The sequence below is a fragment of the Pseudomonas fluorescens genome, from assembly GCF_902497995.1.
GTDB lineage: Bacteria > Pseudomonadota > Gammaproteobacteria > Pseudomonadales > Pseudomonadaceae > Aquipseudomonas > Aquipseudomonas fluorescens_BK.
Map to the genome: position 1 here is coordinate 43,899 of NZ_CABVII010000003.1, position 19,439 is coordinate 63,337.

A 19,439-nucleotide genomic window follows, 5' to 3' on the forward strand; every position below is an offset into this window, starting at 1 on the left:
GAATGAGCCTGCAATTGAGTTTCGCCGAAGCGAGCGCCATCGGCCCTCGCGAGGAGAATCAGGACGCCCTGCGCCTGGTCACTCCGCCCCCGGCGCTGGCGGCGAGCAAAGGTTATCTGTTCGCCATCGCCGACGGCGTCAGCCAGTGCGCCGATGGTGGCCTGGCCGCCCGCTCGACCTTGCAGGCCCTGGCGCTGGACTACTACGCCACCCCGGAAACCTGGGGTGTCGCCCAGGCGCTGGATCGCCTGTTGCTGGCACAAAATCGCTGGTTGCAGGCCAACGGTGGAGGGCAACCCTTGCTCACCACGGTCAGCGCTCTGGTCATGCGTGGCAGGCGCTTCACCCTGGCCCATGTCGGCGATTGCCGGGTATATCGCTGGCACGCCAACGCTTTGCAACGGGTGAGCGAGGATCATGTCTGGGACCAGCCGGGCATGCAGCATGTACTCAAACGGGCGCTGGGGCTGGATCAGCACCTGGTACTGGATTTTCTCGATGGCGAATTGCGCGTCAACGAGAGCTTCGTGCTGCTCAGCGATGGGATCTGGGCCGTACTGGGTGATACCGCTATTGCGGCGATCCTGCGCGATCAGCCCGATCTGGACAGCGCCGCGCAGACCCTGGTCAACGCCGCGCATCTGGCCGGCAGTCAGGACAATGCCAGCGCCTTGCTGGTGCGGGTCGATGCCTTGGGTGAAACCAGCATCGGCGACGCATTGATTCATTTGCAGCAATGGCCGCTGCCGCCGGCGCTGAAACCGGGCCAGACCTTCGAGGGCTGGCAGGTCGAAGGGATACTCGGTCAGAGCCAGCAATCGCTGCTCTATCGGGTTCGCGACGGGCAACAACAGCCCTGGCTATTGAAAACCTTGCCCGGCGCGTTGCGCGATGACCACCTGGCGGGGCAAGCGTTGCTGTCGGAGGAATGGTTTCTCAAACGCGTCGCCGGACGGCATTTCCCTGAAGTCCACGCCGCCAGCCAGCGTCAGCATTTGTACTACGTGATGCGTGAATATTCGGGGTCGACCCTGGCGCAACTGCAGGAGAACGTCGGACCGCTGCCGTTGGCCCAATGGCGGGATCTGGCCGAACGCCTGCTGCGGGCGGTGGGCATGCTGCACCGACGACAGATTCTGCATCGCGATATCAAACCGGAGAACCTGCTGCTGGGGGACGACAGTGAGTTGCGCCTGCTGGACTTCGGCCTCGCCTACTGCCCCGGCCTGTCCGAAGATCAGCCCTCTACCCTGCCCGGGACCCCCTGCTACATCGCGCCGGAAGCCTTTGGCGGAGGCGCTCCGACTCCGCAACAGGATCTGTATGCGGTCGGCGTGACCTTGTATTTCCTGCTCACCGGGCACTATCCCTACGGCGAAATCGAAGCGTTCCAGCGACCGCGATTTGGCGTGCCGGTCAGTGCCAGTCGCTACCGGCCCGACCTGCCGGAATGGATCGCACAAAGCCTGGAGCGCGCCATTGCGGCGGATCCGGATCAGCGCTTTGAAACGGCGGAAGAATGGTTGCTGCTATTGGAACAGGGCGAGCGGAGCAGCTTGAGCGTGCGGCCCAGGCCCTTGCTGGAACGTGAGCCGTTGAAGGTCTGGCGCACCTTGGCATTGGTGTCGTTGCTGGTGAATCTGGTGCTGCTGATATTGGTATTTCATGGCTAAGATCCAGTCGCGCCCTTCGCGAGCAAGCCCGCTCCCACAGGTGATCTATGGCGTTCATATCCCTGTGGGAGCGGGCTTGCTCGCGAAGACGGACTGCAAAACACCGCACGTGTTCGCCTTACGCTCCATTAACGGGCAACGCGCTTCGATTCGGTGCAAAAAATCGAATCATTTGGTTCAAAACCTCCATTAGAGCCAATAAATCCCACCCCCTGACAACTTGGCACAACCACTGCATTACCTCTCTCAACTGACATAAAGCCCAACCTTCAACGACGAAGGGTGCGCTGCCCGAGAGAACGGGACAAGGACAAAGGCGTCCTCGCCAGGCAACTGGCGGGATGCCTTTTTTTGTTTGCGCAAAATTTGTCGAGCAAGACCTGAAAGCCCTGATGAGGCGGGTCTGAGCTCCCCGGAGAACCTGATGAAAAAACTAAAACTGGTGATGATCGGCAACGGCATGGCCGGGGTTCGTACCCTGGAAGAACTGCTCAAGCTGAGCAACGAGCTGTACGACATCACGGTCTTCGGCGCCGAACCCCACACCAACTACAACCGCATCCTGCTGTCGCCGGTACTGGCCGGCGAACAGACGTTCGAAGAGATCGTGCTCAACGACCTGGACTGGTACCTGGAAAACAACATCAAGCTGCTGCTCAACCGTAAAGTGGTGGAGATCGACCGGGTCAAGCGCCGGGTCATCGCCGAAGACGGCACCGAGGCTGAATACGACCGCCTGCTGATCGCCACCGGCTCGACTCCGTTCATCCTGCCGATCCCCGGCAATACCTTGCAGGGCGTGATCGGCTACCGCGACATTGCCGACACCCAGGTGATGATCGACACCGCCAAGACCCACAAGCACGCCGTGGTCATCGGCGGCGGCCTGCTCGGCCTGGAAGCGGCGAACGGCCTGATGCTGCGCGGCATGCACGTCACCGTGGTGCACATCGGCGAATGGCTGCTGGAACGGCAACTGGACAAGACCAGCGGCGAACTGCTGCAAACTGCCCTTGAAGGTCGCGGCCTGCACTTTCGCCTGCGGGAACAGACCCAGGCCCTGCACGACGCCGGCAATGGCCGGGTCGGCTCGGTCGAGTTCAAGAACGGCGACATTATCCCCGCCGACCTGGTGGTGATGGCCGCCGGCATACGCCCGAGCACCGAACTGGCGGAAAAAGCCGGCATCCCCTGCAACCGCGGGATCCTGGTCAACGACACGATGCAAACCTACGACCCGCGGGTCTACGCCATCGGCGAATGCGCCAGCCACCGTGGCACCGCCTACGGCCTGGTGGCGCCGCTGTTCGAACAGGCCAAGGTCTGCGCCAACCACCTGGCCCAGCTGGGCTTTGCCACTTACAAGGGTTCGGTGACCTCGACCAAATTGAAAGTCACCGGCATCGACCTGTTTTCCGCCGGCGACTTCATGGGCGGCGAAGGCACCGAGACCATCACCCTCTCCGACCCGATCGGCGGGGTCTACAAAAAGCTGGTGATCAAGGATGACGTGCTGGTCGGCGCCTGCCTGTACGGCGATACGGCAGATGGCGGTTGGTATTTCCGGCAAATCCGTGAGAACCACGCCATCGGAGAGATCCGTGATCACCTGATGTTCGGTGAAAACGCACTCGGCGACGTAGGACATCAGGGCCAGGATAAAGCCATGAGCATGGCCGACACTGCCGAAGTCTGCGGTTGCAACGGCGTATGCAAAGGCACCATCGTCAAGGCGATTCAGGAGCATGGCCTGTTCAGCGTCGACGACGTCAAGAAGCACACCAAGGCCGCCAGCTCCTGCGGCTCCTGCGCCGGCCTGGTGGAACAGATCCTGATCAACACCGTGGGCGGCGCCGCCGACGTCAAACCAAAAAGCGAAAAAGCCATCTGCGGCTGCAGCGACCTCAATCACGGGCAAATCCGGCAGGCCATCCGCGAGCAGCATTTGCTGACCATTGCCGGCACCCTGAGCTACCTGAACTGGCGCACCCCGAACGGCTGCGCCACCTGCCGTCCGGCGCTCAACTACTACCTGATTTCCACGTGGCCGGGCGAAGCCAAGGACGATCCGCAATCGCGCCTGATCAACGAACGGGCTCACGCCAACATTCAGAAAGACGGCACTTACTCTGTGGTCCCGCGGATGTGGGGCGGCGTGACCAACCCCTCGGAACTGCGGCGCATCGCCGACGTGGCCGACAAGTACAACGTACCGATGGTCAAGGTCACCGGTGGCCAGCGCATCGACTTGCTGGGGATCAAGAAGCAGGACCTGCCGGGGGTCTGGAAGGATCTCGACATGCCGTCCGGCCACGCCTACGGCAAATCCATCCGCACCGTGAAAACCTGCGTCGGCAGCGAGTTCTGCCGCTTCGGCACCCAGAACTCGACGCAACTGGGGATCGAGCTGGAGCATGACCTGTTCAACATGTGGTCACCGCACAAGGTGAAGCTGGCTGTCTCCGGTTGCCCACGCAATTGCTCGGAAGCAGGCATCAAGGACGTCGGAATTATCGGCGTGGATTCCGGTTGGGAGATGTACATCGGCGGCAACGGCGGGATCAAAACCGAAGTCGCCGAGTTCTTCGTCAAGCTCAAGACCGCCGAAGAAGTGCGCGAGTACAACGGCGCCTTCCTGCAGCTCTACCGCGAAGAAGCCTTCTACCTCGAACGCACCGTGCATTACCTGCAACGGGTCGGCATGGAACACATCAAGAAAGCCGTGCTGGAAGACCCGGAGCGGCGCAAGGCACTCAATGCGCGCCTGCAATTCTCCCTGTCGTTCGAACAGGACCCATGGAAGGAACGCCTGGAGCAACCACTGCTGAAGAAAGAGTTTGACGTCATCACCGTGAAGAACCTGGAGGTGCTGGCATGACCTGGCTCGATATCTGCGCACTGGAAGAAATCAATGCCCTGGGTTCGCGGATCATCGCCGGCCCGAAAGGCGACATCGCGATTTTTCGTACCAGCGACGATGAAGTGTTCGCCCTCGACGACCGCTGCCCGCACAAGGGCGGTCCGCTGTCCCAAGGCTTGATCTATGGCAAACGCGTCGCCTGCCCGCTGCACAACTGGCAGATCGATCTGGAAACCGGCGAAGCCCAGGCGCCGGACATCGGTTGCGCTCACCACCATGCGGCCCGGGTCGAAAATGGCCGGGTGCTGCTGTCCCTGCGGGAAGCAAGCTAATGAACCATCAGATCACCGCTTCCACCTGCTGCTACTGCGGCGTCGGCTGCGGCGTACTGATCGAGCATGACGGCGAGCGCATCCTCGGCGTCAGCGGCGATCCGGCCCATCCGGCCAACTTCGGCAAGTTGTGCAGCAAGGGCTCGACCCTGCACCTGACCGGCGACGTGGCGGCTCGGGCGTTGTACCCCGAACTGCGCCTCGGCAAAGGCCTGGCCCGCAGCCGCACGGATTGGGACACCGCCCTCGATCACGCCGCCAGCGTCTTCGCCCAAACCATTGCCGAACACGGCCCTGACAGCGTGGCGTTCTACATTTCCGGGCAATTGCTGACCGAGGATTACTACAGCTTCAACAAGCTGGCGCGCGCGCTGGTGGGCACCAACAACATCGATAGCAATTCACGGTTGTGCATGTCTTCGGCGGTGGTTGGCTACAAGCGCAGCCTGGGTGCCGACGCTCCGCCCTGCAGCTACGAAGACCTGGAATTGAGCGACTGCGTGATGATCGTCGGCAGCAACATGGCCTACGCGCATCCGGTGCTGTTTCGGCGCCTGGAAGAAGCCAAATCCCGCCGGCCGCAGATGAAAGTCATCGTCATCGACCCCCGTCGTACCGACACCTGCGACCTGGCTGACCTGCACCTGGCGATTCTTCCGGGTACCGACGTCGCCTTGTTCCATGGGATTTTGCACCTTTTGCTGTGGGAAGACTGGATCGACCGCGATTTCATCAAGGCGCACACCCAAGGCTTGGCCGAGTTGAAGAACCTGGTGCGTGATTACACGCCGCAAATGGTCTCGCAGCTGTGCGGGATCAGCGTTGAGCAACTGCAGCAATGTGCCGAATGGGTCGGGACTTCGCCGAGTTTCCTGTCGCTGTGGTGCATGGGGCTGAACCAGTCCACCGCCGGCAGCGCCAAGAACAGCGCACTGATCAATCTGCACCTGGCCACCGGGCAAATCGGCCGCCCCGGCGCCGGCCCCTTCTCGCTGACCGGTCAGCCCAATGCCATGGGCGGCCGGGAAACCGGCAGCCTGTCGAACCTGCTGCCAGGTCATCGCGAAGCCGGCAATGCCGAGCATCGCGCGCAAGTGGCGGCTTACTGGGGTGTCGAGCAACTCCCGCAAACCACCGGCCTGACCGCCATCGAACTGTTCGAACAGGTGCGTAGCGGCAAGGTCAAGGCGCTGTGGATCGCCTGCACCAACCCCGCGCAATCCATGCCGGATCAGAGCGCCGTGCGCGCGGCACTGCAAGCCTGTCCATTCGTGGTCCTGCAGGAAGCCTTCCGCACCACCGAGACCGCCGCGTTCGCCGACCTGCTGCTGCCTGCCGCCAGCTGGGGTGAAAAAGAGGGCACTGTGACCAATTCCGAGCGGCGTATTTCCCACGTCCGGCAGGCGATCGTCGCACCCGGTGAGACCCGTTCCGACTGGGCGATCACCGTGGATTTCGCACAACGCCTGGAAAAACATCTGCGTCCAGGGCTTGCCAGTCTGTTTGCGTTTGAAACACCGGCGCAGATTTTCGACGAGTACAAGCAACTGACTCGCGGCCGCGACCTGGACCTGTCAGGCATCAGCCATGCGCTGATCGACCGTCTCGGCCCACAGCAATGGCCCTTCCCCGAGGGCGCCAGCGAAGGCACGGCGCGGTTGTACCTGGACGGCGTTTTCCCGACCGCCAGCGGACGCGCGCAGTTTGTCGCCGATCCATATCGCGCCGCCAAGGAACAACGCGACGCGCGTTTCCCGCTGACCCTGATCACCGGCCGTCTGCGCGATCAATGGCACGGCATGAGCCGCACCGGCACCGCCGCCCAGCTGTTCGGTCACGTCAGCGAAGCCGTGTTGAGCCTGCACCCGGACGAACTGCGCCGCCATCGCCTGCAACCGGGAGACCTGATCAGCCTGAAAAGTCGCCGGGGCGCGGTGATCGTGCCCGTCGACAGCGATGACAGTGTGCGGCCCGGCCAGGCGTTTCTGCCGATGCATTGGGGCGACCGTTTCCTCAAGGGCGGCGTGAATGCGCTGACCCAACCGGCGTTCGATCCCTTGTCGAAACAACCGGAACTCAAGCACAGCGGCGTGCGCCTTGAACCTGTGAGCCTGCCGTGGCAGCTGTTCGCCCTCATCGAGGGCAATGTTCAACAGCATTTTGAGACGCTACGACCGCTCTGTGAGGCGTTTTCCTACGTCAGCCTGAGCATCGCTGGCCGTGAACGCCCGGCGCTGCTCATACGCGCTGCCAGCGCCGTCGCGCCAGACCCGCAGTTGTTGCGTGAGATCGATCAATGCCTGGGCCTCAACGACGGCCCGGTATTGGCCTACGACGATCCTCGGCGCTCCATCGGCAAACGGGTGCGGATCGAGAACGGCCGGATCACCGCGATTCGCCTGGCCGGCGAAACCCTCGCCCAGCACTGGCTGCAGACCCTGTGGCTGGAAGGTCGCGCCGACGAACAACTGCGGCGCTGGTTGCTCGCGCCCCTGAGCGCAGCACCAGGCCAGGCCAATGCCTCGACCGCGGGTAGCAAAACCCTGTGCAACTGCATGAACGTCAGCCAAGGCGCGGTCTGTGCCGGCATCGGTCGAGGCCTGGACTTGCAGGGTCTGAAACAAGAATTGGGCTGCGGCACGCAATGCGGCTCCTGTGTCCCGGAAATCAAGCGTTTGCTGGCCGCCACTGCGCAGCCGATCGCCGTTGTCTCGTGAGGAAAAACACTATGAGCGCAAAAGTCTGGCTGGTGGGTGCGGGTCCTGGCGACCCGGAATTGCTGACCCTGAAGGCGGTACGGGCACTGCGGGAAGCCGATGTGGTGCTGATCGATGATCTGGTCAATGCCGCGGTGCTGGAGCATTGCCCCCAGGCGCGGATCATTCCCGTGGGCAAGCGCGGCGGCTGTCGCTCCACGCCCCAGGCGTTCATCCATCGCCTGATGCTGCGTTATGCCCGCCAGGGTAAATGCGTGGTGCGGCTCAAGGGTGGCGATCCGTGCATTTTTGGCCGGGGCGGTGAAGAGGCACAGTGGTTACGTGAACGTGGCGTCGAGGCCGAGCTGGTCAATGGCATCACTGCCGGGCTTGCCGGTGCGACGCAATGCGATATCCCGTTGACCCTGCGCGGCGTTGCGCGCGGCGTGACGCTGGTCACTGCCCACACCCAGGATGGCAGCAGCCTGAACTGGCAAGCCCTGGCCCAGGGCGGCACGACGCTGGTGATCTACATGGGAGTGGCGAAGCTGAGCGAGATCCGCGAGCAGCTGCTGGCCGGCGGAATGGCGGCGGATATGCCGGTGGCGATGATTGAAAACGCTTCACTGCCACATCAGCGGGAATGTCGCAGTGACCTGACGGCGATGGAGGAAGATGCCTGCGCCTTTGAGTTGAAGAGCCCGGCCATTCTGGTCATCGGCGCTGTGGCAGCATGCTCTCCCAGTAGGAGCGAGCTTGCTCGCGATGAACCTGAGAACATCGCGGGGTGTCAGGCTGGCAGCGTTATCGTTGACGACCATCGTCGGAACGCCGCCCAGAGCTAGCTCGCTCCTACAAGTAACGCCAGAACTCAAATCGCAGACAAAGAAAAGCCCGGCCGAAGCCGGGCTTTTCTCAGAGCTGCGAGCTAATTACTTAGCTTGAGCTTCAACCTGCGCTTCTACGCGACGGTTTACAGCACGGCCAGCGTCAGTAGCGTTGTCGGCAACTGGGCGGGATTCGCCGTAGCCAACAGACTGAACGCGGGACGATTCAACACCGTACTGGTTGGTCAGAACTTGCTTGACGGCGTTTGCACGACGCTCGGACAGTTTCTGGTTGTAAGCGTCAGGACCGACGGAGTCAGTGTGACCTTCAACAGTGGTGCTGGTGGATGGGTACTGCTTCATGAAGTCAGCGAGGTTTTTGATGTCGCCGTAGCTGTTAGGCTTGACTACCGACTTGTCGAAGTCGAACTTCACGTCCAGCTCAACACGAACAACTTCAGCAACTGCCGGGCAGCCATCAGCGTCAACGGTTACGTTGGCTGGGGTATCCGGGCACTTGTCGACGTTGTCGCACACGCCATCGTTGTCGCTGTCGGAGCAGACTTCAGCCGGTGCTGGAACTGGAGCAGCGGCAGGCTTGGAGCCGCCACCGAAGTTCACACCGATACCGACGCTAGGAGCCCACTCGGTGTTGCCCTGGTCGATGTTGTACTGAGCTTCAACGCCGGCACGGGCGTAGAAGTTGTCGGTGAAGTACAGCTTGGCGCCGCCACCAACGTTGGCGAAGGTGGAACGGTCACGACCGTTCGAACCGTTCTGGTCGATACTCTGGTCGGAGAAACCGGCTGAGACGTAAGGACGCAGCATGTCGCCTGGGTTGTTGAAGTGGTACAGAGCATCCAGAGCGGTGTTGGCGCCCTTGATGTTCTGGCCGGAATCGGAACGCACGTTGTGCACTTCGTCGTAGCCCAGACGCAGTTCAACGTCGTCGGTCAGGAAGTAACCAACCGAACCACCGAACAGATTGCCGTCGTTTTTGAAGTTGCGAGTGCTGTCAAAGTACTCTTTTTTTGCGAAGCCTTCGATTTCAACTGCGCCTTGGCCTTGTGCCAGTGCGCCGAACGAAGTAGCGGCAATCAAAGAACCAATGGCCAAGCCCAAGGTGTTTTTCAGTTTCATCCGTTAAATCCCCATCTGGTGATTGTGAAGCAGTCCCGCAAACCGGGGGACAACTCGGCGGCAAGTCTATCAGAACTTGCCTACACGTAAGAGATATTTGCGCTGAACTAAGTTTCAGCAACGCCTGCAAATTTCTCACGCAATTTGTCTAGAGCACGTTTGTAACGCATTTTTGTCGCACTCAAACCCATGTGCATGATGTCTGCGATCTCCTGAAATTCCAGCTCTGCGACAAATCGTAGCACCAGGATTTCACGGTCGATCGGGTTCACATACACCAACCAGCGATCGAGTCCGCCCTTCTCCTCGGGATTCGGCGCCTTCTCTTCAGACGCTTCCTCGAGGGGGTCCAGACTCAACGCGTCCATCAAGCGACGCTTTCGCCTTTCTTTCCGATACTGCGTGATGCATTCGTTGTACGTGATGCTATAAAGCCATGTCTTGAACTTGGATTTGCCCTCGAAGTTCTTCAGGCCATACAACACCTTCAGCATCACTTCCTGACAGACATCATCTGCATCGCGATCGTTCCCAAGATACCGTGCACAGACGTTAAATAATGTTCGCTGGTAACGCCGCATCAGTTCTTCATAGGCGCGCGTTACGTGAAACAGCTCGGTATGCGAGCGCGCGACCAACTCCTCATCAGAGAGCTCGCGGGGGTCGTAGCGCGTGGAGAGCGATTGAGCTTTATTCAAAACAAGTCGGGCCGACAGTCAGGTCAATGTCCGCCGCAGCCTTCAGGGCAATTTGCGGCGGCATACATTAGCAGGGTTTGCCGGGTTAGCGGCTACTCACATGCTGCTCCAGGAGGATCCGATTGGAGAAAGAGACCAGCTCACCCTCATCGGTCAGCAATGTGGTTTTAACCGTGCCGATCTCTTCGATCTGGCCTTCGACCTCGCCAACACGCACTTGTTGCCCAACCTGATACAACTCACGCACATAGATTCCCGCAAGAATCTGACCGGCAATTTCCCGGCTTCCCAATCCCATGGCCAGCGCAACCGCCAGACCAACGGTAATCAATACGATCACAATCACATGGTTGAGCAGGTCAGTCTTGACCTCCAACTGACTGATTGCGACCGAAATACTGATGATAATCACCAGGCCCTGGGCAATTCGCCCAAGCCCTGCGGCGTAATCCAGCCCTACACCCTCTGCCGCTCCGCGCACCAGCCCATTGGCCAATTGCGCCAGCAACACACCCACCAACAGCACCAGCGCGGCGCCGAATACTTTCGGCAAATACAACGCAAGCATATCCAGCGTAGCTGAAACTCGCTCAAGTCCAAGAGATTCTGCGGCCGAAACCAAAAAAATCAGCAGAACGAACCAGTAGACGATCTTCCCGATCAGGGTCGAGATCGGCACTTGAAGACCGGCCCGGGACAGCAATTTGGTCAGACCGGTGCCGCCCATCAGACGATCGAGTCCCAGCTTGGCGAGCAACTTGGACAACAAAGTGTCCAAAAGTTTCGCAACGACGAAACCCAACAGCAAAACAACCAGTGCGCCGAACAGGTTCGGGATAAAATTTGCAACCTTGGTCCATAACGCAGTCATTGCAGTGACGAGGCTCTGAGTCCAGAGATCAAGTTCCATATTCAATCAGCCTTATCTGCAGTGCGAGCGGTAGGTTTACGGTGACGGGAAACCGGCGAGACATGGGCCGATCCGTTATTCAGGGCGATCATCAGCGCGGGCAGCCAACGGCCCAGCAGGCCAAACAGATCACCGGCGCCGACCTGGCGGTTGGCGGTTTTCAGTACACGGCCAAGGCACGCATCGTCGTCCCGGGTGGACGGTGATGCCCTGAGCATGTCACGCAAAGACTGTTCGAACGGATCGTGCATACGCACCTCTCGTGATGTCTGTGAAAGACGCGATCAAATTTGCCCGGGTCACATGGCGCGCCTTCAGACCCAGCGCAAACGTCGGAATAACCACCACTGCCCCATTGCCACCGAGAGCATCAACAGACAGGCGACGAGGAAGCCATAGGGGCTTTCGGAGAACGGGATTCCGCCGACATTGATCCCCAGAAGACCGGTCAGAAAACTCATCGGCAAAAAGATCCCGGTGATGATCCCGAAGCGGTACATCGTGCGGTTCATGCGCACGCTCAAACGTCTATCTTCGGCCTCCAGGACCAGCCCCACCCGCTCCCGGGTCAGTTCCAGCTCTTCGAGATAGCGGGTCAGGCTGTTGTTCAATTCGTTCCAGTAATCGCCATCGTCCTCGACGAACCAGGGCAATTTTATCCGCGTCAGCTGACCGAAAATATCCCGTTGCGGAGCGAGAAAGCGCTTCAGCGCAGCCGCCCTGCGCCGGATCTGCAAAACGGCTCCATGCTCGGGGGTATACCGTTCGTCGGCATCCAGCTTTTCTTCTTCCTCATCGACCACTTCCGAGAGGCAAGCGACCAGGTCCTGCACTTTGTGGGTGAGGTACTGAGCCATATAAAGGATGAGTTCGGAGGCGGTTTTCGGCCCTTTGCCTGCGGCGAGCTGCACCAGCAGCTCGTCGGTGGCGCGCAATGGACGCAAGCGCAGGGAAATGACCCGTTGGGCCGAGGCGAAGATCCGCACCGACACCATGTCTTCCGGCTCGGCCCCGGGGTTGAGGTTGACCCCGCGCAAAAACAGCAGCAGCTCGGAGTCCGGCAATGGCAAAAGACGCGGCCGGGTGTTCTCTTCCAGCAGCAGGTCACAGCTGAATTCGCTCAGGCCGCTGGATTTACGCAGCCAGGTCTGGGTTTGCGGGTGACTGCGATCCCAGTGCAACCACAGGCTTTCATGGGCCTGCAGCTGCAAGTCATCGAGTTCAGTCCGGGCTATCGAACGCGCACCGCCTTTACCGTCCAGCACCAGGGCATGTACCAGCCCCCACTGCGCGTTTTCTTCCTCGAACATCCTCACTCCTTTGTGGGTACGCCAGCTTATTCAGGCATTTCCAGCGGGCTCGGCGAGATGATCACGCCGTTGTTGTCCGCATAAATGTAATGGCCTGGATGGAACGTCACGCCAGCAAAGGTCACGGCCACGTTGAGATCGCCGATACCGCGTTTGTCGGTTTTCATCGGGTGACTGGCCAGGGCCTGAACCCCCAGCTCGGTTTGCGCGATGACGTCGACGTCGCGGATGCAACCGTAGATCACCAGCCCTTCCCAGCCGTTTTTCGCGGCTTTCTCGGCCAGCAGGTCGCCCAGCAGTGCGCAGCGCAGCGAACCGCCGCCGTCGACTACCAATACCTTGCCCTCACCCTTGAGCTCGACCTGCTCCTTGACCAGCGAGTTGTCTTCGAAGCATTTGATGGTCACGATTTCGCCGCCGAAGGAATCATGGCCGCCGAAATTGCTGAACATCGGTTCCAGCACCTGCACCAGCTCCGGATAGGCGTCGCACAGGTCAGGCGTGAGGTAATGTTTCATCGAGAAACTCCTGTAAAGAGGAAGGCAAGCACGAACATCACTGAGGGCACAGCAGTCGAAAATGACCAGAACAGCTCAACGCGTCATATCTTAGCCGCAAGCCGATGAGAGCGAAATGCCCTTGTTAGAGCATCAGGCTCGGATCGCAGTGGCAAAATCCGGTTTTTCGCCCAGTAAAGGTGTTCGCTGATCCGCCAGCCAGCGTGCCACCAATGGCCAGACTTCGGTCTGGGCCGCTTTGCTGACGAGCATTTCTACGTGACCAAAATTATCGCCAAAGCCCTGTTCGCGACCCAGGGTAACGAATTGTTTGTGCTCAGAACCCACCTGATCGAACAGTTTACGACAGGCCCAGGCCGGATCCTGATGGTCACCCGTGGCACTCACGGCCAGCACTGGCAACTGGACGTCGGCCAGTCCGGCCCACCAATCTTTATCGGCATCGCCAAAACGCCCGAACAGGCCATACCAGCGCATGCTTTCCAGCGCCAGACCGATCGGCTCGTCTTCCGGACCGCGCTTGAGCCGCGACCCGGACAGCTGGGCAAAACGCTTGAGAATAAAGCGCCCGCTCCACTCCACCGGCGGAAATTTCAACGGCCAGTAGGTTCGGCTGACCTGTGTACCGAAGAATGCCGCAGAAGCCACGACCGGTTCGCCGATGTACTCACCGCCCAATGCCGCGGCCAGTGTAATGCCGCCGAGGGAGTGACCGATCCAGTGCGGGGCCTGGCCACTTTGCTCACGCACGAAGGCGCCAATGGCGGGCAGATCGTATCGAGCGTAATCGGCAACGCGGTTGTTGCGATAGTTCTGGTTGCGCTGGGACAAGCCATGACCGCGCATTTCCGCAATCCACACATCGAACCCCTGGCGCGCCAGATAAGCGCCCAGCCCCAGGCCTTTGGGGGAAAACCAGAACCGTCGATTGGAAAAGCTGCCGTGCAACAGGATCACCGGCACGCCACGCACGGCGGGCTCGTCGGCCATGCCGAGTCGTGTCACAGCCAATTCGACGGTGCCGTCGGGGCTGTTGCCGGGTTTCAAACGATAGACGTCTTCGCTCAGATCACCGCGTCGTTCGGCGCTGAGCAAGGCGACAGGAAATAGGTTGCTGCTGCTTTGCATAATGCTCTTGCACAAAAAAGGGCGGCTTCCAGAGGAGCCCGCCCTGCTTGAATCTTAAAGCCCCGGCCGAAAGACCGGGGCTTCATACTGTAGGAGCGAGCTTGCTCCTACAACATCATCAAGCCGAGGCTTGACCTTCAGCCAGGAAGAACCAGGTTTCCAACACGGAATCGGGGTTCAACGATACGCTTTCGATGCCCTGCTCCATCAGCCATTTCGCCAGATCAGGGTGGTCCGAAGGACCCTGGCCGCAGATGCCGATGTACTTGCCAGCCTTGTTACAGGCCTGAATAGCATTGGCCAACAGCTTCTTGACCGCCGGATTACGCTCGTCGAACAGGTGCGCGATGATCCCGGAGTCACGGTCCAGGCCCAGGGTCAACTGGGTCAGGTCGTTGGAGCCGATGGAGAAACCGTCGAAGAACTCGAGGAATTCTTCCGCCAGGATGGCGTTGGACGGCAGTTCGCACATCATGATCACGCGCAGGCCGTTTTCGCCACGGGCCAGGCCGTTTTCCGCCAGCAGATCGACCACCTGGCTCGCTTCGCCCAAGGTACGCACGAACGGCACCATGATTTCAACGTTGGTCAGGCCCATCTCGTTGCGCACGCGCTTGAGGGCACGGCACTCGAGTTCGAAGCAGTCGCGGAACGCTTCGCTGATGTAACGCGAGGCACCGCGGAAGCCCAGCATCGGGTTTTCTTCTTCCGGCTCGTAGAGCTTGCCGCCGATCAGGTTGGCGTATTCGTTGGACTTGAAGTCCGACAGACGCACGATGACCTTTTTCGGGTAGAACGCTGCCGCCAGGGTGCTGATGCCTTCGACCAGCTTCTCGACGTAGAAGCCGACCGGGTCGTCGTAACCGGCGATGCGCTTGTCGACGCTGTCCTTGATGTCCTGCGGCAGGCCGTCGTAGTTCAACAGCGCCTTGGGGTGCACACCGATCATGCGGTTGATGATGAACTCCAGGCGGGCCAGGCCCACGCCGGCGTTCGGCAGTTGCGCGAAGTCGAAGGCGCGGTCCGGGTTGCCGACGTTCATCATGATCTTGAACGGCAGATCCGGCATGGCATCCACGGAGTTCTTCTTGATGTCGAAGCCCAGTTCGCCTTCGAAGATGTAGCCGGTGTCGCCTTCAGCGCAGGAAACGGTCACGCCCTGGCCGTCTTTCAACAGCTGGGTGGCGTTGCCGCAACCGACCACCGCCGGGATGCCCAGCTCACGGGCGATGATCGCCGCGTGGCAGGTACGGCCGCCGCGGTTGGTGACGATGGCGCTGGCGCGCTTCATGACCGGTTCCCAGTCCGGGTCGGTCATGTCGGAGACCAGCACGTCGCCTGGCTGGACCTTGTCCATCTCCGACACGTCCTTGATGATGCGGACCTTGCCGGCGCCGATGCGCTGGCCGATGGCGCGACCTTCCACCAGCACGGTGCCGGTTTCTTTCAACAGGTACCGTTCCATGACATTCGCCGAGGTACGGCTCTTCACGGTTTCAGGACGGGCCTGAACGATATAGAGCTTGCCGTCGTCGCCGTCTTTGGCCCACTCGATGTCCATCGGGCACTTGTAGTGCTTTTCGATGATCATCGCTTGCTTGGCCAGTTCGCTGACTTCGGCGTCGCTCAGGCAGAAACGGGCGCGATCGGCCTTGTCGACGTCGATGGTCTTGACCGACTTGCCGGCCGTGGCGACTTCGCCGTAGATCATCTTGATGGCCTTGCTGCCCAGGTTGCGACGCAGGATGGCCGGACGACCAGCCGCCAGCGTGCCCTTGTGGACATAGAACTCATCCGGGTTCACCGCGCCCTGCACGACGGTTTCACCCAGGCCGTAGGCGCCGGTGATGAACACCACGTCACGGAAGCCCGATTCGGTATCGAGGGTGAACATCACGCCGGCGGTGCCGGTTTCGGAACGGACCATGCGCTGCACGCCGGCCGACAGGGCCACCAGCTTGTGGTCGAAGCCCTGGTGGACGCGGTAGGAAATGGCGCGGTCGTTGAACAAAGAGGCGAACACCTCTTTGGCGGCGCGAATGACGTTTTCGACGCCACGGATGTTCAGGAAGGTCTCCTGCTGACCGGCGAAGGAAGCGTCCGGCAGGTCTTCGGCGGTAGCCGACGAGCGCACGGCCACGGCCATGTCAGGGTTGCCGGCCGACAACGTGGCGAACGCGGTGCGGATTTCGGCGTTGAGCTTCTCGGGGAACTCGGCTTCCATGATCCATTGACGGATCTGCGCGCCGGTCTTGGCCAGAGCGTTCACATCGTCGACGTCCAGGGCGTCGAGCGCGGCATGGATCTGCTCGTTCAGGCCGCTCAGCTCCAGAAAATCACGATAAGCCTGAGCTGTCGTGGCAAAGCCACCGGGCACCGATACACCGGCACCGGCCAGGTTACTGATCATCTCGCCCAGGGATGCGTTCTTGCCCCCCACATGCTCTACATCATGGACGCCGAGCTTATCGAGGGAAACTACGTACTCTACCAAGGTGATCTCTCCACTAACGGTGTTGGATAAGCTCAGACGCCGGCTGCTCCAGGGAGCGTTTGCCAGCAGTATGGCCTGGACCTGGAAAATAAGTGAGAATGCGGGCCATTGGCGGCCGGCAAATCGCGCCTATCATATCCAAGATTCGTCACAAGTGTCCTGTGTTGCAAATGCGTTCTTTTTTGGCGAGTGACTGTTGTTGCCAGACAAGGCGCCGCGACGAGTCATAGCTGGCTATGGCGAGGAGCGGCAACGCAGTATGGCGACAGCAGGCGCCGTCAAAAAGGACCGCATTTGTGATACCGGACACTCACTCAAGGCCCAAGGTGCAAATGAAACGATCTGCCTTCTTTATTTCCGACGGTACCGGCATCACAGCCGAAACCCTCGGCCAAAGCCTCCTGGCGCAGTTCGAAAACATTACCTTCAGCAAGTTCACGCGACCGTACATCGACAACGCGGATAAAGCGCGGGCCATGGTACAACAAATCAACAAAGCCGCCGAAAACGACGGCTTCCGGCCGATCATCTTCGACACCATCGTCAATCAGGACATTCGTGAGATCCTCGCAACGTCCAATGGTTTCATGATCGACATTTTCTCGACCTTTCTGGCGCCTCTTGAACAGGAATTGACCGAGCATTCTTCCTACACCGTCGGCAAGTCCCACTCCATTGGCAGCAATTCCAATTACATGGAGCGGATCGAGGCGGTGAACTTCGCCCTCGACAATGACGATGGCGCACGCACGCACTATTACGACAAGGCCGACCTGATCCTGGTGGGCGTATCGCGTTGCGGCAAAACCCCGACCTGCCTGTACATGGCCATGCAATTCGGCATCCGCGCGGCCAATTACCCGCTGACCGAAGACGACATGGAGCGCCTGCAATTGCCGACCGCCCTGCGCACCCACCAGCACAAGCTGTTCGGCCTGACCATCGACCCGGACCGCCTCACCGCGATCCGCCACGAGCGCAAGCCCAACAGCCGCTATTCGAGCTACGCCCAGTGCGAGTTCGAAGTGCGCGAGGTGGAGAACCTGTTTCGTCGGGAGAACATCGCGCACATCAATTCCACGCACTTCTCGGTTGAGGAAATTTCCGCGAAGATCCTTGTGGAGAAAGGTGTCGAGCGGCGGTTCAAGTAATTCTGCAGCGCCTGCCAGACCGCCTTCGCTGTAGGAGCCAGGCTTGCCGGCGAAGGCGCACTCAAATACGCCTTCGCCGGCAAGCCTGGCTCCTACAGGGATTAGCGTCAGATCACAAACAAATCCACAAACCGATTCACCGGCGTTGCTTCCAGCGCCGCCTGATCCTTGCACAACGCAAAAATCTCGGCACTGCGCTGGGCAGTGAACCTCGTCGCCAGGTTCGCCTTGAACTTGTCCTCCAGCAACGCAATCCCGTCGGAACGGCGCCGACGATGGCCGATCGGGTACTCAACCACCACGTTTTCGGTGCTCGAGCCGTCCTTGAAAAACACCTGCACCGCGTTGGCGATGGAGCGCTTGTCGGCTTCCAGGTATTCGCGGGTGTAGCGCGGATCTTCGACGATGACCATTTTCTCGCGCAGCACGTCGATGATCGGATGGGCGGCATGGAAGTCGTCTTCGTATTGCTCGGCCACAAGATTGCCGAACGCCAGCGGTACGGCCGTCATGTACTGGATGCAGTGATCACGGTCGGCGGCATTGGCCAACGGGCCTACCTTGGAAATGATGCGGATGGCCGACTCGTGGGTGGTGATGACGATCCTGTCGATGTCGTGCAGGCGATTTCTGACCTGCGGATGCAGGGTCACCGCCGCTTCGCAGGCGGTTTGGGCATGGAATTCGGCGGGGAAGCTGATTTTGAACAGCACGTTTTCCATGACGTAGCTGCCGAACGACCGGGAGAAACTGAAGGCACGCTTGTCTTCGGGTTTGAGCGCCAGATCGTTGTTGGTGTGGCTGAACAGTACGTCGTAGAAGCCCCACTGCCTGGCGGTCAGCACCCCGGGGATGCCCATTTCACCGCGCATTGCGATGTCCGCCAGACGCACGCCACGGCTGGACGCGTCGCCCGCCGCCCAGGATTTGCGCGACCCGGCATTCGGCGCGTGGCGATAGGTACGCAGTGCCTGACCGTCGGCAAAAGCGTGGGACAGCGCGGACAGCAGTTGCTCGCGATTGGCGCCCATGAGCTTGGCAGTGACCGCGGTCGAGGCGACCTTCACCAGAATGACGTGATCGAGGCCTACGCGATTGAAGGAATTTTCCAGCGCGATGACGCCCTGAATCTCGTGGGCCATGATCATGGCTTCGAGCACCGTGCGAACGGTCAGCGGCGCCTCGCCATTGGCCAGGCGCTTTTGCGACAGGTGGTCGGCCACCGCCAGAATAGCGCCGAGATTGTCGGACGGATGGCCCCATTCGGCGGCGAGCCAGGTGTCGTTATAGTCGAGCCAGCGGACGATGCAACCGATGTCCCAGGCGGCCTTGACTGGATCGAGGCGGTAACTGGTGCCGGGGACGCGCGCGCCGAAAGGCACGATGGTGCCTTCGACGATGGGGCCCAGGTGTTTTGTGCATTCGGGGAAGCGCAGGGCCAGGAGGCCGCAGCCGAGGGTGTCCATCAGGCAGTTGCGGGCCGTGTCCAACGCTTCTTTGGACTCGATTTTGAAGGTCAGGACGTAATCGGCAATGTCCTGCAGGACCCTGTCGTAGCCGGGGCGGTTGTTCAGGTCGACGTTGGCGCTCATGTTCGATTCACTCTTGAAGTGGTTCGTTGATGGGACCTCGGTTCAGGGCAATCTCATTCTTATTATTGAAATGCGGTTCTGTAGGAGCCAGGCTTGCCGGCGAAGGCGAT

The 19,439-nt window shown here is 60.4% G+C and carries 15 protein-coding genes; 6 read left to right on the forward strand and 9 right to left on the reverse strand.

All coding sequences use genetic code 11. The annotated features are described in order from the left end of the window. Window positions 1–2 precede the first annotated feature (2 nt). From F8N80_RS04060 to cobA, 5 genes are all read left to right on the forward strand, one after another. A complete protein-coding gene (locus F8N80_RS04060) occupies window positions 3–1,673 on the forward strand; it encodes a bifunctional protein-serine/threonine kinase/phosphatase (RefSeq protein ID WP_150783255.1) in 1,671 nt (556 codons plus the stop codon). A gap of 424 nt (window positions 1,674–2,097) precedes the next feature. Next, on the forward strand, window positions 2,098–4,551 hold the full coding sequence (gene nirB, locus F8N80_RS04065) for a nitrite reductase large subunit NirB (RefSeq protein ID WP_150783256.1): 2,454 nt from the start codon (window positions 2,098–2,100) through the stop codon (window positions 4,549–4,551). Beyond that, the gene (gene nirD, locus F8N80_RS04070) at window positions 4,548–4,865 is read left to right on the forward strand and encodes a nitrite reductase small subunit NirD (RefSeq protein ID WP_064678880.1); all 318 of its coding nucleotides are present in this window, start codon (window positions 4,548–4,550) and stop codon (window positions 4,863–4,865) included. Before nirB ends, nirD begins: the two co-directional genes overlap by 4 nt. Further along, window positions 4,865–7,582 (forward strand): nitrate reductase, encoded by a 2,718-nt coding sequence (locus F8N80_RS04075; protein ID WP_150783257.1) that lies wholly within the window; start codon window positions 4,865–4,867, stop codon window positions 7,580–7,582. Before nirD ends, F8N80_RS04075 begins: the two co-directional genes overlap by 1 nt. 11 nt (window positions 7,583–7,593) lie before the next feature. Then, entirely contained in the window at window positions 7,594–8,406 is an 813-nt protein-coding gene (cobA, locus tag F8N80_RS04080; RefSeq protein ID WP_150783258.1) for a uroporphyrinogen-III C-methyltransferase, read from the forward strand. 87 nt (window positions 8,407–8,493) lie between these two features. Here cobA and F8N80_RS04085 read toward each other — a convergent pair whose 3' ends face one another. From F8N80_RS04085 to ppsA, 8 genes are all read right to left on the reverse strand, one after another. Next, on the reverse strand, window positions 8,494–9,528 hold the full coding sequence (locus tag F8N80_RS04085) for an OmpA family protein (RefSeq protein WP_150783259.1): 1,035 nt from the start codon (window positions 9,526–9,528) through the stop codon (window positions 8,494–8,496). A gap of 107 nt (window positions 9,529–9,635) precedes the next feature. Then, the gene (sigX, locus tag F8N80_RS04090) at window positions 9,636–10,226 is read right to left on the reverse strand and encodes an RNA polymerase sigma factor SigX (protein ID WP_028621383.1); all 591 of its coding nucleotides are present in this window, start codon (window positions 10,224–10,226) and stop codon (window positions 9,636–9,638) included. 85 nt (window positions 10,227–10,311) lie between these two features. Further along, window positions 10,312–11,136, reverse strand: coding sequence for a mechanosensitive ion channel family protein (locus tag F8N80_RS04095; protein WP_150745424.1), 825 nt, complete (start codon window positions 11,134–11,136; stop codon window positions 10,312–10,314). Between the two features lie 2 nt (window positions 11,137–11,138). Continuing rightward, a complete protein-coding gene (locus tag F8N80_RS04100) occupies window positions 11,139–11,387 on the reverse strand; it encodes a CrfX protein (protein ID WP_150745425.1) in 249 nt (82 codons plus the stop codon). A gap of 63 nt (window positions 11,388–11,450) precedes the next feature. After that, window positions 11,451–12,446 (reverse strand): zinc transporter ZntB, encoded by a 996-nt coding sequence (locus F8N80_RS04105; RefSeq protein WP_150745426.1) that lies wholly within the window; start codon window positions 12,444–12,446, stop codon window positions 11,451–11,453. Window positions 12,447–12,472: 26 nt separating this feature from the next. Next, window positions 12,473–12,964, reverse strand: coding sequence for a ribonuclease E activity regulator RraA (rraA, locus tag F8N80_RS04110; RefSeq protein ID WP_150745427.1), 492 nt, complete (start codon window positions 12,962–12,964; stop codon window positions 12,473–12,475). A 132-nt stretch (window positions 12,965–13,096) separates the two neighbouring features. After that, window positions 13,097–14,092 (reverse strand): alpha/beta fold hydrolase, encoded by a 996-nt coding sequence (locus tag F8N80_RS04115; RefSeq protein ID WP_150783260.1) that lies wholly within the window; start codon window positions 14,090–14,092, stop codon window positions 13,097–13,099. A 118-nt stretch (window positions 14,093–14,210) separates the two neighbouring features. Next, the gene (ppsA, locus tag F8N80_RS04120; RefSeq protein WP_150783261.1) at window positions 14,211–16,586 is read right to left on the reverse strand and encodes a phosphoenolpyruvate synthase; all 2,376 of its coding nucleotides are present in this window, start codon (window positions 16,584–16,586) and stop codon (window positions 14,211–14,213) included. Window positions 16,587–16,918: 332 nt separating this feature from the next. On the opposite strand from ppsA, the gene ppsR reads away from it, so the two are divergent. Further along, on the forward strand, window positions 16,919–17,737 hold the full coding sequence (gene ppsR, locus F8N80_RS04125) for a posphoenolpyruvate synthetase regulatory kinase/phosphorylase PpsR (RefSeq protein WP_150747050.1): 819 nt from the start codon (window positions 16,919–16,921) through the stop codon (window positions 17,735–17,737). Between the two features lie 107 nt (window positions 17,738–17,844). On the opposite strand, the gene prpD is transcribed toward ppsR, so the two are convergent. Next, complete coding sequence (gene prpD / locus F8N80_RS04130) at window positions 17,845–19,329, reverse strand: 2-methylcitrate dehydratase (protein WP_150783262.1); 1,485 nt, start codon at window positions 19,327–19,329, stop codon at window positions 17,845–17,847. Window positions 19,330–19,439 lie beyond the last annotated feature (110 nt).

Coding starts and splice junctions, on each gene's coding strand:
- F8N80_RS04060 (WP_150783255.1), top strand. CDS start 3: ATGAGCCTGCAATTGAGTTTCGCCGAAGCGAGCGCCATCGGCCCTCGC.
- nirB (WP_150783256.1), top strand. CDS start 2,098: ATGAAAAAACTAAAACTGGTGATGATCGGCAACGGCATGGCCGGGGTT.
- nirD (WP_064678880.1), top strand. CDS start 4,548: ATGACCTGGCTCGATATCTGCGCACTGGAAGAAATCAATGCCCTGGGT.
- F8N80_RS04075 (WP_150783257.1), top strand. CDS start 4,865: ATGAACCATCAGATCACCGCTTCCACCTGCTGCTACTGCGGCGTCGGC.
- cobA (WP_150783258.1), top strand. CDS start 7,594: ATGAGCGCAAAAGTCTGGCTGGTGGGTGCGGGTCCTGGCGACCCGGAA.
- F8N80_RS04085 (WP_150783259.1), bottom strand. CDS start 9,528: ATGAAACTGAAAAACACCTTGGGCTTGGCCATTGGTTCTTTGATTGCC.
- F8N80_RS04095 (WP_150745424.1), bottom strand. CDS start 11,136: ATGGAACTTGATCTCTGGACTCAGAGCCTCGTCACTGCAATGACTGCG.
- F8N80_RS04100 (WP_150745425.1), bottom strand. CDS start 11,387: ATGCACGATCCGTTCGAACAGTCTTTGCGTGACATGCTCAGGGCATCA.
- F8N80_RS04105 (WP_150745426.1), bottom strand. CDS start 12,446: ATGTTCGAGGAAGAAAACGCGCAGTGGGGGCTGGTACATGCCCTGGTG.
- rraA (WP_150745427.1), bottom strand. CDS start 12,964: ATGAAACATTACCTCACGCCTGACCTGTGCGACGCCTATCCGGAGCTG.
- F8N80_RS04115 (WP_150783260.1), bottom strand. CDS start 14,092: ATGCAAAGCAGCAGCAACCTATTTCCTGTCGCCTTGCTCAGCGCCGAA.
- ppsR (WP_150747050.1), top strand. CDS start 16,919: ATGAAACGATCTGCCTTCTTTATTTCCGACGGTACCGGCATCACAGCC.
- prpD (WP_150783262.1), bottom strand. CDS start 19,329: ATGAGCGCCAACGTCGACCTGAACAACCGCCCCGGCTACGACAGGGTC.